This is a genomic window from Calditrichia bacterium, from assembly GCA_020634975.1.
GTDB lineage: Bacteria > Calditrichota > Calditrichia > RBG-13-44-9 > J075 > JACKAQ01.
In genome coordinates this window covers 31,890-49,894 of sequence record JACKAQ010000006.1, presented here as the reverse complement: position 1 = coordinate 49,894, position 18,005 = coordinate 31,890, and the positions used below count along the sequence as shown (strand labels likewise).

The 18,005-nt window shown below is 46.3% G+C and carries 17 protein-coding genes; 2 read left to right on the top strand and 15 right to left on the bottom strand.

Translation table 11 applies throughout. The features are described 5' to 3' along the window. Nucleotides 1-220: 220 nt before the first annotated feature. The gene (locus tag H6629_22530; protein MCB9070561.1) at nt 221-1,879 is read right to left on the bottom strand and encodes a T9SS type A sorting domain-containing protein; all 1,659 of its coding nucleotides are present in this window, start codon (nt 1,877-1,879) and stop codon (nt 221-223) included. 279 nt (nt 1,880-2,158) lie between these two features. Here H6629_22530 and H6629_22525 point away from each other — a divergent pair, with 279 nt between their 5' ends. Next, nucleotides 2,159-3,037, top strand: a complete 879-nt coding sequence (locus H6629_22525) for a metallophosphoesterase (GenBank protein ID MCB9070560.1) — start codon at nt 2,159-2,161, stop codon at nt 3,035-3,037. Between the two features lie 3 nt (nt 3,038-3,040). Here H6629_22525 and H6629_22520 read toward each other — a convergent pair whose 3' ends face one another. The 9 genes from H6629_22520 to H6629_22480 all read right to left on the bottom strand — a co-directional run bounded on the left by H6629_22520 (nt 3,041) and on the right by H6629_22480 (nt 14,033). After that, nucleotides 3,041-6,208, bottom strand: coding sequence for a nucleotidyltransferase domain-containing protein (locus H6629_22520; GenBank protein MCB9070559.1), 3,168 nt, complete (start codon nt 6,206-6,208; stop codon nt 3,041-3,043). 136 nt (nt 6,209-6,344) lie between these two features. Further along, on the bottom strand, nt 6,345-7,631 hold the full coding sequence (locus tag H6629_22515) for a Glu/Leu/Phe/Val dehydrogenase (protein MCB9070558.1): 1,287 nt from the start codon (nt 7,629-7,631) through the stop codon (nt 6,345-6,347). A 418-nt stretch (nt 7,632-8,049) separates the two neighbouring features. Further along, a complete protein-coding gene (locus H6629_22510; protein MCB9070557.1) occupies nt 8,050-8,427 on the bottom strand; it encodes a nuclear transport factor 2 family protein in 378 nt (125 codons plus the stop codon). A 98-nt stretch (nt 8,428-8,525) separates the two neighbouring features. Continuing rightward, nucleotides 8,526-9,293 carry a creatininase family protein gene (locus tag H6629_22505; protein ID MCB9070556.1) on the bottom strand — a complete coding sequence of 256 codons (768 nt, stop codon included), beginning with the start codon at nt 9,291-9,293 and terminating at the stop codon, nt 8,526-8,528. 28 nt (nt 9,294-9,321) lie between these two features. Beyond that, nucleotides 9,322-9,951: a Vat family streptogramin A O-acetyltransferase gene (gene vat, locus H6629_22500; GenBank protein ID MCB9070555.1), complete on the bottom strand. Its 630-nt coding sequence runs from the start codon at nt 9,949-9,951 to the stop codon at nt 9,322-9,324. A 51-nt stretch (nt 9,952-10,002) separates the two neighbouring features. Continuing rightward, nucleotides 10,003-11,727 (bottom strand): MCP four helix bundle domain-containing protein, encoded by a 1,725-nt coding sequence (locus tag H6629_22495; protein MCB9070554.1) that lies wholly within the window; start codon nt 11,725-11,727, stop codon nt 10,003-10,005. 13 nt (nt 11,728-11,740) lie between these two features. Continuing rightward, nucleotides 11,741-12,163: a hypothetical protein gene (locus H6629_22490; protein ID MCB9070553.1), complete on the bottom strand. Its 423-nt coding sequence runs from the start codon at nt 12,161-12,163 to the stop codon at nt 11,741-11,743. 44 nt (nt 12,164-12,207) lie between these two features. Continuing rightward, nucleotides 12,208-13,359, bottom strand: coding sequence for a hypothetical protein (locus H6629_22485; GenBank protein ID MCB9070552.1), 1,152 nt, complete (start codon nt 13,357-13,359; stop codon nt 12,208-12,210). Between the two features lie 146 nt (nt 13,360-13,505). After that, a complete protein-coding gene (locus H6629_22480) occupies nt 13,506-14,033 on the bottom strand; it encodes a DinB family protein (GenBank protein MCB9070551.1) in 528 nt (175 codons plus the stop codon). A gap of 287 nt (nt 14,034-14,320) precedes the next feature. On the opposite strand from H6629_22480, the gene H6629_22475 reads away from it, so the two are divergent. Next, nucleotides 14,321-14,845 carry an AAA family ATPase gene (locus H6629_22475; protein ID MCB9070550.1) on the top strand — a complete coding sequence of 175 codons (525 nt, stop codon included), beginning with the start codon at nt 14,321-14,323 and terminating at the stop codon, nt 14,843-14,845. Nucleotides 14,846-14,848: 3 nt separating this feature from the next. Here the strand turns inward: H6629_22475 and H6629_22470 are convergent, their stop codons facing one another. The 5 genes from H6629_22470 to H6629_22450 form a co-directional block, all read right to left on the bottom strand. Further along, nucleotides 14,849-15,172, bottom strand: a complete 324-nt coding sequence (locus H6629_22470; protein ID MCB9070549.1) for a DUF4286 family protein — start codon at nt 15,170-15,172, stop codon at nt 14,849-14,851. 96 nt (nt 15,173-15,268) lie between these two features. Then, a complete protein-coding gene (locus H6629_22465) occupies nt 15,269-15,703 on the bottom strand; it encodes a Bor family protein (protein MCB9070548.1) in 435 nt (144 codons plus the stop codon). Nucleotides 15,704-15,826: 123 nt separating this feature from the next. Further along, nucleotides 15,827-16,276, bottom strand: coding sequence for a GNAT family N-acetyltransferase (locus H6629_22460; protein MCB9070547.1), 450 nt, complete (start codon nt 16,274-16,276; stop codon nt 15,827-15,829). A gap of 161 nt (nt 16,277-16,437) precedes the next feature. After that, nucleotides 16,438-16,686: a DUF3303 family protein gene (locus H6629_22455; protein MCB9070546.1), complete on the bottom strand. Its 249-nt coding sequence runs from the start codon at nt 16,684-16,686 to the stop codon at nt 16,438-16,440. Nucleotides 16,687-16,715: 29 nt separating this feature from the next. Continuing rightward, entirely contained in the window at nt 16,716-17,897 is a 1,182-nt protein-coding gene (locus H6629_22450) for a beta-lactamase family protein (protein MCB9070545.1), read from the bottom strand. Nucleotides 17,898-18,005: the final 108 nt, after the last annotated feature.

Sequence of the window (18,005 nt, the reverse complement as noted above, 5' to 3'; positions counted from 1 at the left end):
GAGTAAAATCACGCTACAGAATAACTTTGAATCTCAAAAACTTTCAAATCGCTAAATAACGTGCGAAGTGATGAAAAAGACAACCATGTTTTCGTAAAATCGGGGGAGTGAAATATAACAATTACCATATACAGATCAGAGGAATTACATCAACATCCGACAAATCAAACGAGCGGATATCTACATTTCCGCTCGTTTGAAAAAATATAAACAAGTGTATCTATTTAAGCAATACCATACTGCGCGTTGCGACAAAATCACCGGTTCGCAAGCTGTAAAAATAAACGCCGCTGCTCAGGTTTTTGCCGTCAAATGTCGCGGTATAGCTGCCTGCCGGCAATTGGCGATTGACCAGCTCTGCAACACGTTCGCCGGTGGCATTGTAAACTGTCAGGTTTACTTCCGCAGCGGTTTTGATATCAAATTCTATCGTTGTTTGCGGGTTAAACGGGTTGGGGTAATTCTGCCGCAACACATAGTTTTCAATCACTGTGCTTCCGGGATTTTGCGACAAACCGGTGGCTGTATTTTCCAAAACGACCAAAACCGGAACCGTATCCTGCAGCGTGTTCATCCGGGTGATCAACACCTCGGTTTTATTGTCGCTATCCAAATCCGTGATAGCCACATTTCTCAGATCCGCAAACGGGGAATCGCTTTCGTAAAGTGTTGACCATTCATAACTTGCAGAGTCATCCGGTGCGCCGGTTCCGCTGTATTCCATCCGATGAATCCAGGTTGCGTCGTCATTTCCCGGTGCGCGTCCGGCAAACAGGAAATCCATCAACCCATCGCCATCCAGATCGCCAACGGCGGAGCCATCGGCGGGCAGGTCTTTTCCGCCCAATTTTACAACATCACCGGGCGTAAGGCTGGCGACATCCGATGTGCTGCCAATGTAAAAAATATAGCCGTTCGGTCCATTGTCCGGCTGAATACCGGCGGTGTAAAATTCCAGGTTACCATCGCCGTTTACATCAAAAAAGCGCATACCGCGTCTATGCCCGAAATCGTCCGGCGCGAACACCTGATTAAGATCTACCTGCAGGGCGTAATTATTTGCCGATGGCGATTCGTAAATTGCCAGACTGAAAAAATCCCAGGTGAACACCCAGATTTCGCCGAGTCCGTCGTTATCGAAATCGACGATGCGCGGATCGTAAACCACGCCACCGGTATGATTGATTGAATTTTCGAATTCGATTGAAAATGCGCCAAGCCCGATGCCGATATCAACGCCGCCGGAGTTCACAACCATCATGGTTCTGCCGCCGCCACCGCCGGGATCGCCATCATCACCCCGCGATTGCACAACCAGCTCGTCTTCGCCGTCACCGTCCACATCGCCAGCCGCCATTCCGGAAACCTTGAATTCGTGGTTATCCGGTCGCCCGAAATTCCAGGTTTCCGATGGCGTTGCCGGAAAATTGGTGCCGTCAAATTCGAACACATACAATCCGCGCGGATTTGGCGGGCTGTCCGAAATCGCCAGCGGCGTACCGAAATACAGCTCGGGCATTAAATCGCCATCCAAATCGCCCATCGTTATCGCGGTGTACACATTGCCGGCGTTGTTTAAAATCGGTGCCTGAAATGTCCAGCGCAGCTCAAACTGGTTATCGCCGGTACTTTCGTAATAATCCACAATCTGTCCGGCACTGCGATTCGATAAAAAACCGGAAATGCTGGGATCGCGACTGATGATAAATTCCATGTTGCCATCGTTATCCAAATCCAGATCCACAATTAAATCCCACCCGCCCCACAGCGAATCACCGGCTGCGATTTTGTTGGTAATTTCCCATCCGCTGGCGGTTGTTTGGGCAAACATTACAGATGAACAAAACAGCAGCAACAGTGCTGTCAGCATTTTTTTCATCAGAACCTCCATTAATGATTTGATGAATGATTGGGTTACGGTTTCGAACGATCTATCAATATTTCATAATTTGTGGATTTTGGACAACCGGTAAATGAACAGAAGAATAACGCTGGCAGCTTAAAAAAAATCGACGATATTTGAAGTTATTAAGTTATGCGATTCGCCCGACATTGACAAGATTTTTTTAGCCGGTGATATATCAATTGCGAAATTGAACCAAAATTACAGCAATTTTATGATATTGTTTTTAACAGTGTGTGCCCGTAATTTTGGGCAATGGAAACGGGCAAGCACACAACCTGCTTTTTTGTCGCCGATCTTCACGGCGTTTATGCACAATACCAAAAATTGTTTGCAGCCATTGCCAATGAGCAGCCGCATGCTGTTTTTTTGGGTGGCGATTTGTTGCCGTCCGGCATGATGGCGCTGGCCTCACCGGATTTTTTTCACGAAGATTTTGTGAACAAAGTGCTCGCCAGCGGATTTTTGAAATTAAAATCGCAGATGGGTGAAAAATTTCCCGGCGTTTTTCTGATTTTGGGGAACGATGACGGCCGGATGGAAGAAGCGGCTATTTTGGACGCCGCCGGTCGCGGCGCATGGCAATACAGTCACAATCGAAAAATCAAATTTCAGGATTACGTAGTTTACGGATATTCCTGTGTACCGCCATCGCCATTTCAGCTAAAGGATTGGGAACGATATGACGTATCGCGATTTGTCGATCCCGGCTGCACCGCGCCCGACGAAGGCTTTCATTCCGTTCCGGTTTCCCGGCACGAGCTGAAATATGCAACCATCAAAAATGATCTGGAAGTGCTCACCGATAACGACGACCTCGCCAACGCGATATTTTTATTTCACACACCGCCGTATCAAACCAAACTGGATCGCGCGGCGCTGGATGGCAAAATGATCGATTATGCGCCGCTGGATGTGCATATCGGCAGCATCGCGGTGCGGCGGCTGATCGAACAGCGCCAGCCGTTGCTCACGCTGCACGGTCATGTGCACGAATCTGCCCGGCTCACCGGCGAATGGAAAGACCGGATCGGGCAAACGGTGATGCTTTCCGCCGCGCACGATGGCGAAGAATTGGCGCTGGTGCGTTTCGATCCTGCCAATCCCGCCGCGGCTACCCGCGAATTGATTTGAAAATTATGGATTCAGTTTTAGCGGCATCGCCGCATCGGTAACCGCATTAATTTTGATCGCCCAACTGGTGCGTTTTTCGATATCCTGATCGGTAACAATATGAACGTCCAGCAGTCCGTCGCTTTTGCGACCCGTTCGCAGAAAATTCATTTCCGCCAAACACAAACTCCAACCGTGCAGCCAGGCCGTCAAAATGTGCCGTTGGCGGGGTGTTCCCCGGAAATGAACCAGCAGATCGATATCACTTTCCGGTCCTGCTGTTGCATTTTTGACACTGCCAAACAAATACAAACCGGCAACGCCAAACGCTTCTGCATCCATTTCTTTGGCAATTTGTTCTGCCATTCGCTGGCGCCAGCGCCAGAACTCTTCCGGCTGACTTTTGGTTTGCGGTTTTTTAAACCGCTCATCTTTCATTTCCGGCACCACAACCGGCACATCCAGCAATCCGATCGCTTTGTTGTAATCGCCATTCATCAGCACATGCAAATTCATTCCGTTGGTTACCTGCGGGATGTCGATGACTTTCACGACATCCGCTAAATGATCGAAATCCTTCAGCAAATCCGACAAAATATTATCCGCATTTTTCAAAAAAGTTTCGTTGAAAATATTGCCGTCATCATCCGGATACAGCGGCAAATAGCGGATATACGATTCTACCAGATCCTGAAAAAAGTGGGTGCCAAAAGATAAATCCGGCACGTAATTGCCTTTTTGCCGGGCAATCTCGATGAGCATCGATGCGTTGTTAATATCTGAATATGTGACACTTACACCCAGCGTAATATCGCCGCGACTGCCCCAGCGTCCCGGTCCCATCAGCACAAACTGGCGTTTGGGCAGCATCTGGTTCAGCTTGCCGACAGCCCGCCCCACGGCCAGCAAATCCGCCCGGTTTTTGAGGCTGCTGTATCCTGCCGGGTCCACATAAACGATGTGCGTATTGTTGACAATCGTTCCGTTGGAGATAAACCGTTTGGCGGTAAAAATGGTTTTTTCCGGCGGCGTTTCCACCGGAATGCTTGCCGGCGTGCTCTCCAAAGTATAGCTTTGTGCACGGCATTGCAAAAGATAGAGGTCTTTCCCATCGCTGGCAAATTCAATATCGATTGGTGTTTCCAGCGTTGATTCCAACGTTTTCAATACAGAGTGAATTTGGGAGATGAACCCGGTTCGCTCAATCAATCCGTCAAATGTGACAACCGAATGATCTTTTTTGAAATCGATGCCCAACGCGGATGAAAGCACCATTCGCTCGTTCCGCATGATGGAAACAATCCGGTCGATCGCCGGATATTCTTCACCATATTCCCGGAGCAGCCGGCTGAGTTCCACCGTCTCGAACTGGTTGTGTTCGAGATGAATCACATCTACTTTTTTGGGTGAATAGCGTATTTTTTCATCCAGCGAAACGTTGACGCGCAATCCGGGCTGACCGGGCGCCAGCATGATCGGATAATCATCGCTGAGGCGATCGACAGCGCGAGTGCCCAATCCCGGCACAATGCGAACAACGCCGTCGTCGCGCTGTATCCGGCTGGACCAGCGGTATTCGTTCCGGCTGAATCCCACTCCGGAAAACGATGGCAGATAATACGGGCCGATCTTTTGCCCCACCACTTCCTGAATCAAAATGCCCATTTCTTCGTGATAATCCAGCAGTTCCCGTTCCATCCGGTATTCGATCGGGTCCGGGCTGAAGGTTGAAGCATACACCTCTGCAATGGCGTCCAGTAGTGCTGCCAATCGCTCCTCTTTTGTGCCCTGATTGGCGATAAACAAGCTTTTGTATTTCCCCGCGAACGCGGTGCCCATCCGGTCTTCCAGCAGGCTGGAGCTGCGGACAATCAACGGTGTTTCGCCCAAATCTTCCAGCGCCATCGATAATCCGTGAACAATTTCCGGCGGGAACTGGGAATTTTTGAACAGTTGCACAATGAACGGGTACTCCAGCCGAACGATCCCGATTTCTTTGTATTTCTGCTCAACAATTTCTTCCAGATTGTTATAATTCATGAAGCTCAAAATGGTATCGGACGTGAGATACCATGTTTTGGGGATTTTGATATTTTCAAACTCCGGTTTGTCTTTGGCAAATTTTTTGAGAATTTGACCCGCCAACAGCAGCCCGGAGCCTTTGCCGCCCAGTTTTCCGTGACTGCCCGCCGGATAAATCACCCGGTTGAGCAATTCATAAAAATCCGATGTCTGGACAAAATGTTTGGCAATTTTGATAAAATCGGTTTGATCGGTCAGCAATCGGCGAATCAGCGAAACGCGAAATCCTTTTTCGCGGGAAAGCGGCAGTTCCGATTCGCCAGTGCCCATGTGAACAAATCGTTCCAGCGCATCGGCAATTTCCGCCAGCGTTGAGCCGGAATTTTCCAGAATATTTACCAAAAAACCGGTTTTGTCCTCCTGAATCCATTTTTGGATGTTGCTGTAAATTTCCGCTTCGTTGAGATTGTTGCTGGCAACTTCGAACACTTGCTCGCAAATGCCGTAACCCTGCAACGATTTTTTTTCGTGCGGACGGTTCGGGTCATCCTCTGCGGTTGATTCTCCGGCGCTGCCGCCAAAATGGCTGAGCAATTGCTCCGCTTCTTCAACACCTTGCCAACCCATGTAATTGGTCATTTTACGGGTGATCCGCATCAGCAATCGCGGATCGGTGCGCCGCAACAAATCCAGAATCACCCACCAAGATGCCCGCGAACTGTTTGCGCTGGTTTTACCATCCTCAAACACTTTTTTGAGGCGATTGTGCAATAAAAATATTCCCAACCGGTTGGCGATAGTGCCGATCAGTTTGCGCTCCTCTTTCAGAAATGGTCCCTCATCCGCCACCGGCCGATCTTCCAGATAATACACACTGATTTTCCCGACCGTTTCATCATGCATAACAATATTGGCGTGCTGCACCCATTCGGTAAGTTCAAAATCATCGCACTGGTGCTGTTCACCATTGTAGGTGATGATCGCCCGACAAATATCCGGGTATTGCCAGCCGGGCGGAATTGCTTCGCAAATTTTGCAAAACATCAGAGAGATATCCTTATCCGGATTGTCCAGAATTTCTTCAATCACATACAAACAATTGAGTTCTTTGGCACGCTCTTTTAATGTTCTGATGAGTTCGTCAAGTTGGGGATTGGCTGAATTCGTCATCGAAAAATCGCCTTTCGCTGTTTCCGGCATTTATGCAAATTTGGTGAGAAATTGAGTATCGCAAATCGTTGAAAAACTGCAACTTATGCATCCCGAATGTTTAGTAGTCCACCCGGGATGCATTTGTTTTGGAAAATTAGATCCAGCCGCGATCACGGCAAGCTTGCACAACCCGGTTTACGGCGATCACATACGCCGCATCGCGCATGTACAACCGGCGCTTTTTGGCCAATTCGCTGATCGCGATAAATGCCGAAGTCATTTTAATATCCAGTTTTCCCAACACTTCGTCGCGTTCCCAGAAATAATTCATGTTGCTTTGCACCTGTTCAAAATAGCTGCAGGTTACGCCGCCGGCGTTCGCCAGAAAATCGGGAATCAGAAAAATATTGCGTTCCCGGATCAAACGGTCTGCCGCAGGTGTCGTGGGTCCGTTAGCGCCTTCGGCGATAATTTTCACCTGTTTGGAAATTTGCATCACATTATCTTTTGTAACCTGGTTTTCCAGCGCGGCGGGAATCAGAATATCCACATCTTCACTGATCCATGAATCTCCGGGTAAAATTTCGTATCCCAAATCCTTCGCTTTGTTTTGATCGATACCGCCAAAATGGTCGGTGATGCCGCGCAATTCGTTCAAATCGATCCCGCTTTTTTTGCGATATGCAAAAGATTTTTGCGCCGCCTGATCCCAACAGGATACCGACACAACCGTGCCACCCATCTGCTGGTACAATTGGATGGCAAATTGTGCCACGTTTCCAAATCCCTGAACGCTGGCGGTGGTATTTTGGGGATGCAAATTCATTTCTTTCAACGCCTCACGAACGGTGAAAATTACACCGTAGCCGGTAGCTTCCATCCGTCCGAGCGAACCGCCCATGCCCACCGGTTTTCCGGTGATAAACCCGGGATATTTTCCGCCATGGATAATCTCGAATTCATCGAGCATCCAGAGCATGTGCTGGGCGCTGGTCATCACATCCGGTGCCGGAACATCGAGAATGGGACCGACATTTTGCGCAACTTGACGCACCCAACCACGGCAGAGCCGTTCCTGTTCGCGATCACTCAAATTATGCGGATCGCAAACCACGCCGCCCTTGCTGCCGCCCAACGGAATATCCACTGCGGAGCATTTCCAGGTCATCCACATCGAAAGGGCACGCACGGTATCGATCGTTTCTAGCGGGTGAAACCGGATGCCGCCTTTTCCCGGACCGCGGGCATCGTTGTGCTGAACGCGGAATCCGCGAAACACTTTTACTTTGCCGTCATCCATCCGAACGGGAATATTGAAATGATATTCACGCATCGGCTGACGCAACAGCTCCCGGGCAGCACTATCCAGATCCAACAGATCGGCAACGCCGTCAAACTGGGACTGAGCCATCTCAAAGGCATTAAACGCTTTGTCCATCATTGCTTATACCTCAAAAAGTTTGCTTTGTTTTGTTTACAGAGGTTTACCGGGGCAGAAAACGAGCATGTGAGCAACAATGGAAAACGAGTGAAGACAGTTGCCGATCACGCTGCTGTTGAATTATCGCGATAATAAATGTCCCCTTAAAAAACCCCTCGCGATCTGGTGCTCAAATCGCAAATTTTCCCGGCGTTTTCTGCGGAAAACCGGTGGTCAAAACACACCGGAATCGTATCAACGCACAACTCAAATATCGTATTTTTAAAATCGAAAAGGTATGAATAAAAAATTGTTCGCGGGTGTTGCGGCATTGTTTTGGCGAAAAAATACAGTGAAAAAAAGGCATCTGACCGAGGGATGTTCGCGGCGTTTTTCCGCTGAATTCCAAAGCCGCAACAGCGAATTTTTTTTGCGGTTTTTATTGCGGGATGTTCAGTTTTTTCCGGTTTTCCAGAGTGTCGGTAAAAACCGCCCATTCGGCAATTTTATCGTTTTCGATCACCGCGCGCCACAGTGCATCGCCCTCCAGCGGCTTGAACAAACATATCGTGTATCCGGTGATGGTCACAACTTCATCGACCGAACGAACGGTGGAAAAATAATTCCGGTAATCCGGGTAATATCTGAAAAAATCGGTCCAAATTTCCCGCAGTTTTGCCGTTCCGGTTTGAACGTTGTTTTCACTGTCGATAAAGCGGTGATTTTCGGTCAGCAGCGCCATCAAGCTTTCGATATCCTGATTATTTATGGCTTCGTTAAACAACAGTGCGGTAAATTTGGGATCTTTTGTATTCATACAACAATCTTCCGTTTTTGCGTTTTCCGGGTTAATAAATTCCTCATCGCCGGACATATTAATTCATTTTTTGTTAAAAAATGTGATCTGGCTAATTTCTATTCATACAAATCGTTGATGTCGCTGTTGGCGAGATCGACCAGATAACCGGCGATTTTTGTTGTCAACGCTTCGAGAAAAATACGCCCTTTTTCCGGCGTTGCTTTGGCGGGATTTCCCACACCCGTATCGACTGTGGCTTTGTGCCATTCGCGCTGCGCCCACACCCAGCCTTCGGCGATACCTTTTAATTTGAACGGGATGCTTTCGCCGGTTCCCGCTTCGGAAAGCGGCAGCACCAAATCCGGCGCGATGTGCTGCATATTTGCCGTTTCCATCTCTCCTGCATGATCGCCCGGTTCATCAAAAAAGCGGCTGTTTTCGAGCACCTGATACCAATTGATAACGCTCATAAACAGTTGTGGATATTGCGGTTGGATCTCCCGCAACATCTGCCGGAAATTGTTGCCGCCGTGCCCGTTCAAAATCACGATTTTCTGCAAACCCTGGCGCGACAGCGATTCCGCGATATCGCGAAATACCATCGCCTGCGTACCCGGATTCATGTTGATATCCAGCTTGATTTCAAATTGCCCGGTGTTCACGCCAAACGGGATCGTCGGCAAAACCACCACTTTTGCACCTTTTTCCCATGCGATTCGCGCTGCTTCCGCCGCAATGTAATCGCATTGCAAATTATCGGTGGCATACGGCAAATGGTAGTTGTGCGCCTCGGTAGCACCCCACGGCAGCACCACCACTTCGTATGGCGTATTTTTTACGGTTTTCCAATGGGTTTCGGCTAAAATATAGGGTCGTTCGGACATCACAATTCCTGATAGTTATGTTGAGAATTTACAACGCTTTCAACGCGGCAATATCGCCGTTCATGATGGTTTTCAGATTCGCGGATATTTTTTCGATGGGCCAATCCCACCATTTTATGTCGATCAGCGATTGCACCGTTTCGCCGTCAAAACGGCGTTTGAGCAGCTTTGCCGGATTTCCGCCGACAATGGTGTACGGTTCCACATCCGATACCACAACCGATCGCGATGCGATAATTGCGCCATCGCCGATGGTTACGCCGGGCATGATCAAACTATCGAAACCGATCCAGACATCGTTACCCACAACCGTATCGCCTTTGTACGGGAACTCGCTCATATCCGGCATTGCGCTTTCCCAACCGTGTCCGAAAATGTAAAACGGATATGTGGAAATGCCGTCCATTTTGTGATTAGCGCCGTTCATGATAAATTTTACACCGCGGGCAAACGCGCAAAATTTTCCGATGACCAGCTTGTCGCCGATGAACGGATAGTGATACAGCACGTTCCGTTCAAAATTTTCGGAATCGTCCGGATCGTCGTAATAGCTGTAATCGCCGACAAAAATATTGGCGCTTTTAATGGTGTTTTTGATATAACAAATTTGCGGAAATCCTGCCATCGGATGTTTTTCTAATGGATCTGGTCCGTGCATTTTATATCTCTTTCTTTTGCAATATTGTGTTTTGCGATCGATTTCGAATGATTATTTAACAGGCAGGATGATCAGAAAAGTGCTCCCTTTTCCCGGTTTGCTGTTCACCTTTATTTCACCGTTGTGGCGTTGGATAATGCTGTAAGCCGTCGCCAATCCGGAGCCCAGTTTTACCCGTTCGGGTGAAGATGAAAATTTGAAATCGAATACTTTTTCCAGATATTCCGGCGAGATACCGCGTCCCGTATCCGAAATTTCGATACACACTTTGTCATCCTGCTGATACGTTTTAATCGTGATCGTGCCATTGCCCTCAATCGCCTGTGCGGCATTGCGGAGCACGTTGAAAAAAACCTGGTTTAACTGGCTGGCATAACAGAAAATTTTGGGGATGTTGCCGTATTTTTTTTCGATACTGATGCGCTGCTGCGTTTCCGTGCCAATCAAAATCAGGCTGCTGTTCAACCCGTCGTGAATGTCGGCAATCTGGTATTCCGACTCATCCAGACGCGAAAAATTTTTGAGACTTTTGACCAACGTGACAATCCGGCTGCTGGCGTTGACGGTTGTGTGAAGATTGTTGTTCAACAAACTGATGGCTTTTTGGAAATTGTGGCTGTTTTGCAATTCATCCAGATCCTTGCTTTCCGAAATTGCCGTTTCGATTTTTTGGATGCAGCGCCGCAGCACATCCGTAGAGCTGATGACCGTGCCGATCGGGCTGTTAATTTCATGCGCAACGCCGGCGATCAACACGCCGAGCGCAGCCATTTTTTCTTTCATCAGCAAATGTTCCTGGGTCTTTTTCAGCTCCTCCATCGTGTCGTACAAATCGATGTTTTTTTGCAGGATTTCGGTTTTCTGCTTCATTAAAATCTGTGATTTTTCTTCCAGCTCATTGTGCGCGGTTTGGAGCTTATCGTTTTTCAGCTTCAGTTCGGAAGCCTGAATTTGCAGGTTTTCGGTCGCGGTTCGCAGCGATGCGGTCATTTGGTTAAACGATCGCGCCAGGTTACCGACTTCATCGCGTTTGTCGATTTGCACCGTCACATTCAAATCGCCATCCGCGACCTGCTTTGCCGCTTTTTCCAATTGTTTGATGGGAATTGTGTTGTATCGAACCAACCCGCCGATAAAAATGACCGATGCAATAATCGAGATAAAAAACAGCAGGAAAATAACTTTGTGGGTCGATAAATAGGTTTTTTCGGCACGCTGCGCCGCAAGATAAGCGTCGCTCTGGTTCACTTTTACCAACGCTGTGAGATCTTTGCTGAAATCGTTAAATGCTTCCCGGCCATCGCCGTTGAGCAAATCAATCGCTTGCTGGCTTTTGTTTTCCAGCGATAGCTGAAAAATGCTGAAACTCAAATCCTGATAAGCTTCCCACTTCCGTTCGAAAGATTTGAACAGTTTGCTTTCTTCAACGGAATACAGGTTTTTGGCTTCCGATTCGGCTTTGTACGTGTTGTACGTATCCAGATTTTCGTTGATTTGGTCGATCAACCGGATCAGAATCTCCGCCTGTTCCTGCTTCTGAATTTTGTCCGTGGCAAAGGCGTGCTGGAGCTGGTTGAGCCGCAAGTTGGTGGTGTTCAGGTGGATATCAAAAATGGCGATCGCACGGGGCAAACGGTTGGTGGTAATTTCATCGAAATCCTCTTTGATATCGAACATTTTGGAAATCGAAAATCCGATTACCGCCGCCATTATCAGCAAAATGAAACCGAAACCGAGGAGTTGTTTTACAGCTAATGGGAGGTCTTTGTATTTCATGGATGTTTTCAGATTATTCTTCCGGTATTATAACCAACACTTTTACGGAATCGTTAACGAGATTGTTACTGACAAAACCAATTGCGCCGGCTGTCGCCGAAACACGTTTGAGCATATCTGTTTCGGATGCCAGCGCTTCCGGCGGATTGCCTTCGCCGGAGAGCATTTTTTTCATCCAGATCGATTTCATTCGCGATGAAGTTTTTCCGAGAAAATGGAAAAATAAATCGCGGACTTCACCTTTCGGTTTCAAATCGAATACTTTTATCGGTGTGCCGTCTGCCCATGTGCGAATATCGCCGGCGTAATAATCCAATAATTGAATATCTTTCACTTCTTCAACAGGTACGTTTTTGTTGGCAATAACGGCAACCTGGGCATTGCCAGCTATTGATAATGTAACAATTGCAAAAAATGTAAGTATCAGTATTTTCATAGTATTATCCTGCCTCAATATTTTAAATCGTTGAAAATGTCCGATTAAAAAAATACTGAAGCCGCAACGGCAATTACGGAAAATTTATCTACGTTTTTTCGAAATTCGAGTGAATTGTTAATCGTATCCTTTTGATCCGAGCGCACTCTGGCATAGTGTGCTTTTAACCGTAACCGGTCGCTAACGTTATACGTCATCCCGAAATTTGGCACAGTAATATCTTCATCTTCATAATGGGAGTGGTTTACGCCATCCAGCTTGAAATGCAAATTGGTGATCCAGTGACTGCCAAATATTACAATTGCTTCGTTTAGTTGATAGCTGAGTGTGAAATAATAGAAATTTAAGCCCAGCTCAAATTCATCTATTCCGGTGTGGATGTAGGTATCTATGTACTCCGCTTCGAACGAAAAATTCTGGAAATGAAACGAAAGATCACCACCAAAACGGTAATGCGGCAATCCGCGCAACTCGTTTTGCGGTTTGTTCAACGAATCCGCCAAACCCACATATTCGTTTCGCTGTTGATACGTTGCGGAAACACCTGCCTTCCATTCCTTAACGCGCAACCCAAGCCGCCCGCCGAACAAAAAATGGGAGGTTGTATCGACACCGGTTTGCCAATTTTCGCGATCGCTGTTGATATTGGAGCTGTTTCCGGTGTATGCCGCGTAATCAATTTTCGCTTTACCGACAGGAATAAATCCATAAGCCTGAACAAATGCCTGGCGCGGTACATATTCTTCCAGCGGAATAAATTCCTTGAAGGATGTTTCGTAAACCAGCGGACGGATGATGTATGGCAAGATGGGTGTTCGGTTATTTATCTCATTGAGATTATTGAAGATAGGAATTTGCAAACCCAGTTTCAGATTGAACTTTTCGTTGGATCGGTAGCGAATCCACGCTTCCTGCAAATCGGCGGAGCCCCAATTGCGAATCGAGGAATAATTGTTCACAAACTCAAAATTGACAAACGCACTCCACTTTCTCGCCAGTTTTTTTTGGAAAAAAAAGTTGAGCTGTTGAACCGAAAAGGAGGTCTGGTTCGGGTGATTATTGTATTTTGTCCAATTTTGAAACGAGGTTTGAAAGTAACCGAAAACGTTCAGCGGTGTTTCTTCTGTTTGGGCAAAACTAACTGAAGCAGAAGTGAAAACAAAGAATGTAGAAAAGATTAAACACAACCGTTTCATGAATAGATCTCCGATGCAATGTTCAGAAATACTGCACAACAACAATCCGGTGAATCAAAAACATCGGAATAATATGCATATCTTTCCAGACATATTCAACCGGAAAACGACACAGTCGGCGGTCTACCCATTTCGGTTCGCGCGAGCTAAAGTATATATTTTTCGTGCAAAATTGACCGGTGATGCAGTTCGTGACCTGCGATAATCCATGCGATAGCCCGAACACTCATTTCCCCTTTAAACGCAACGCCACGGCGTAACCACGCTGCTTCGTCCATATGAATAAACAGCGATAACGTGGCAATCCGGACACTCGCAAAAGCTTCAGCAAGCTCTGAAAGCGGATAATCATTAAATGTTGCGTTACGGATATAATCGTTTTCTTCAAAACCATGCAGGACTGTTTTATCATTTCGGGCGAATCTCAGGGCGCGATAATTAAAAACACGTTCGGTATCGAGCATGTGACCGACAACCTCCCGAATGCTCCATTTTTCCGGTGCATAGCGGAACGTTTCTTTTTCTTCCGGTATTATTTGGAAAAATGATAGCGTATCATTCAACTGCTCGCTCAGTGTTTCGAGGATATTTCCATCATTAACTTTTTCGATATATTTGCCAAAATATACCGGATATTCCGTTTCTGCTGGTCTATCGATATTTGTCAAAGCCATTTTTTCACCTTTTTATCAAAATATGTTTACCATTTTCAACCTACCGACAAGCCGCTAAGTGAGTGAATTGTTACCATAACTTTCGCAAATTTGCAAGCTCATTTTTTCAGAAGAAAGCCGCTGAAAGAAAAAACAGCGCTACAACTTCAGTCATTTTTGTTATTTTAAGCAGATTTGCGGTTTCAGAAATCATTTAGAACCAAAAAAATAATTGTGGCGGCGTGGATCGTTTTTCGAATTATTTTCTATCAATAGATGCAGTAGACAGGTTTATATAAGAGGCACATATGAAAACGGTTTACCTTCTGGTTGGTCCGAAAGGTAGCGGAAAAACCCATATCGGCAAAATTTTGGCAGATGCATTTGCCATCCGCTTTATCGAAAGCGAAGCGATTTTCGCAACATTGCAAAAAGAAGGCATAACAACAGATGAAAATCAGCAACGCGGTTTTGATATTTTAGAGAAAAATATTGAACAAGCGCTTTCGGAACACAAATCCGTATGTTTTGAAATCACGGTTTTTACACCATATTCATCAAAACTGGTGAACAATTTGCGAAACAAATATGCTGTTGAAAAAATCCGGGTTTTTGCGCCAAACGAGGTGTGTCTTTCACGTATCCGTTCCCGCCAATCCGACAGGCACATCAATATTTTGGAAGATAAGATTATTGAAATCAACCGGTTAAGCAACGCGCAGGAATTGGATGCAAAATTAATGATTATCAATAACAACCTGACGGCTGCGGATATTCAAACGTTGTTTTCCAACACTTTCCTGAAAAGCGGTTGGGGATTTTCACCGGATTGACAGTTATCCGTCAATTTTATTTCCAGAATTTATCGGGCGCAAAATCCGCCGGTTTGCCGTAAAACGGTCGCCGAATTTATTTTTGCCATCGCTACGCATGCGTGCGGCGTGATGCTCAAAATAGTGCTCCAAATCCGCCATAGATCGCAGATGGTAATGCACCGTCCAGCAGGCAATTTTTTCGTTACCCTCCCCTTCCCGCTCAAACCATTCGGCGGATTCAAAACCGTCGAACTGCAGCATTTCATCGATATGATGGGCCATAAATGCCGCGTATTCCGTTTCAATGCTCCGGTCGATATCCAGATTTACTTCATAAATGATCATCCCGCTGCCTCGGATAATTGTTTATTTTTAACAAAAAAGGGCAGGAAAAATCCTGCCCGATATATTTACAAATTTCATCGCCAAACAATTCCAGATTTATTGAAAATACACATAAACCGGTTTGTTTTTTTCCGCGGATGTTTTTACAGCTTGTTCAAATGCTGCCACTTTTTCTTGTTCGGTGGCGGTATTTTCTACCAGCATTTGTTCATCCGCAGCAGGAGCCGCAGCCATGCCAGAACCGGATGCGCAGGTAATGGTGATATGCATTGGGGTATAAATTCCCCAGGTAATCGCGCCAACCAACTGATTGAGAAAACTCAGTTTTGTTTCCACAACAGCCACGCCTTCGGTGCATTCCATCGCGGCTTTGATGGTGTTTGGCGGCACTAATCCGTAAATCCAACTGGATGCAAACGTTTTTTCAACCACTTTGGACGAAGGCTGCAAGCCGGTTTCCACCCGTGCGTGATAGCAGGATGTTGTCAACAATACAGCTACAATCGCGATTGAAAGCAATGATTTCTTCATGTTAAATCTCCTCAGTTTTGGGGGTTTGTGAGATGTATCTGTTAGGGGAAATTACCCATTTTCAAAAAAAGAACCACTGTAATTATTAGAATTATGACCTGATTATTTTCGTTGATGTTCGCGCTATTTTAGCCATTTGGTTAGCAAACTGCGATTATTTCCGGAAAAACCGGATTGTCGATACAACTGATCGGCGGTATCGTTTCCGGCATCCACTTCCAGATGAATGGCGTTGACACCGTTTTTGCGGCACAATCGCTCGATTTCCGGCATGCATTGTTTGCCGATTCCCATCCCGCGAAATTCCGCATCGATGAACAACTCATCCAAAAATGCGTCTTTCCCATGATATTCCATGCTATAGCCAAAACAAATAATAAAATACCCGACAGCTTGTTCATCCAGTTCAATTATTTTACACAATCCAAGATTTGGATTATTGAACAAATCCGTCAATGCTTTTCCGTGAATATCGGGATAAAACGGAATATTATCGTAGCTGTAAAACGCTGTCATCAGCGAAATTATTGTTTCAACATCGTCGTTTTCCGGCGATCGAAATTGGAGATTCATTGCTCGTCTATTTTAATTTTTCAAATTTACACAAAGCCCTTCAGCCGTGCAAGTGTAACCGATCAATTTGCAGCGACGAAGGGTCTTTACTGCCAACCGGCTGCAATTGTTGCGGTAAATTTTAGAATTATTTAAGGATGGCGGGATTTTTCATCAGAAAATTAAACCGGTTTTTCACCGATTTCAATAATTTCGAATTGCACCAGATCGTTCCAATTGGCTATCCACTCGTCAAATAAATCCGGGTTGTCGGTTTCCATCAATTGAAAACAGCGGTCGCCGTTTTTTTCCAGCCAGCTGTTGACATAACGCAACCCATCCGGCATCATTCTGCCAGACTGACCGAAACGCTCATAAACAGCAGATTTGCATCCCGGCAAAAATGTTTCGATCACCATATATTGCATCATTTATTGGCATTCAGATTTTTTTGATTTTTTTACTCCGTTGCCGGCAGCAGCTCGACCGGTTGCTTTCCGGCATCCAGAAACATATCGAACAATTCATACAGCATATAATGATTGTGCCGGGAATTTTGCAGGATTACAGCGCCGAATTTTTTATCGGGCAAAAATGCCATTTTGGAGAGATATCCGTTAACGCCACCACTGTGATATATCATTTTTTCGCCATTGTAGTTAAAAATTCGCCAACCCATTGCGTAATACGCATCTTTCAACCGGCGATGCCAGTTGAACCGGCGGCGTTCGCTCAATGTGCGGATTACCGGCGTATAAATATCGGTGAGCACCTCCGGGGCTAAAACGTCCGGGTTGTAACCCATCAACGCTTTTAGCCAATTGGACATATCGCTGATGCTGGCGTTGATGCCGGCAGCCGGAACAACTGTGTAATAGCTGTCCTCCACTTCGCCGGATCGCCATTCCCCGCCCCTTCGCCGGTGCGGTTTGGCGTAATTTTCCGATGCAATCATGGCTTTTTGAGTGAACGAAGCGTTATTGAGGCGCAGCGGCTGCAATATTTTTTCCGCAAGCATGCTGCCGTAATGCCTGCCGGTCGCCGCATCGACAATCAAACTGATCAGGCTGTACATGGCGTTTTGGTAACCGTAACAATCGCCTGCTTCGCAGTGGGTATCGAGTGTGGTTAACGCTTTTACAATTTTATCAAACGAGACTTTGTCTTCGATCATTGTGTCATAAGCATGCGGCACAATTCCGGTAGTATGGCTCAAAATGTGCCGAATGGTTAACTTGCGAACTGCAGAAGTATCTTTTAACGTGAAATCCGGGATATATTTGATCACTTTATCATCCCAGTTCAAAAAGCCTTCTTTCACGAGAACGCCGGTTAACGCCGAGGCAAATCCTTTGGAAACCGAAGCCAGCCGGAAAACGGTGTTGGTATCTACCAACGCTTCCGTTTTCGCATCCCGGAAACCGTAGCCTTTTTGAAAAATGATCTTGCCATCGTAAACCATTGCAACGGCGATGCCCGGACCGCTGCCTTCCCCAATATATGCTGATACCCGGCGATCAAACCGGGCAATGATGCTGTCCATTTCAGCGGATGTTACCGTTTGCCCAAATCCCAACTGAGTAATCATCAGTAAAATGAAAATTCCGATCCACAGCAATCGACCCAAATTTTTAAAATCCATTTAACACATCACCCTTACAAAGTTTAATCCATTTGCCCACATTAGTTATCCCAAAACCCTTTTTCAATAATAGTTCGCAGGTTCATTATCGGCAATTCACCTGCGAAA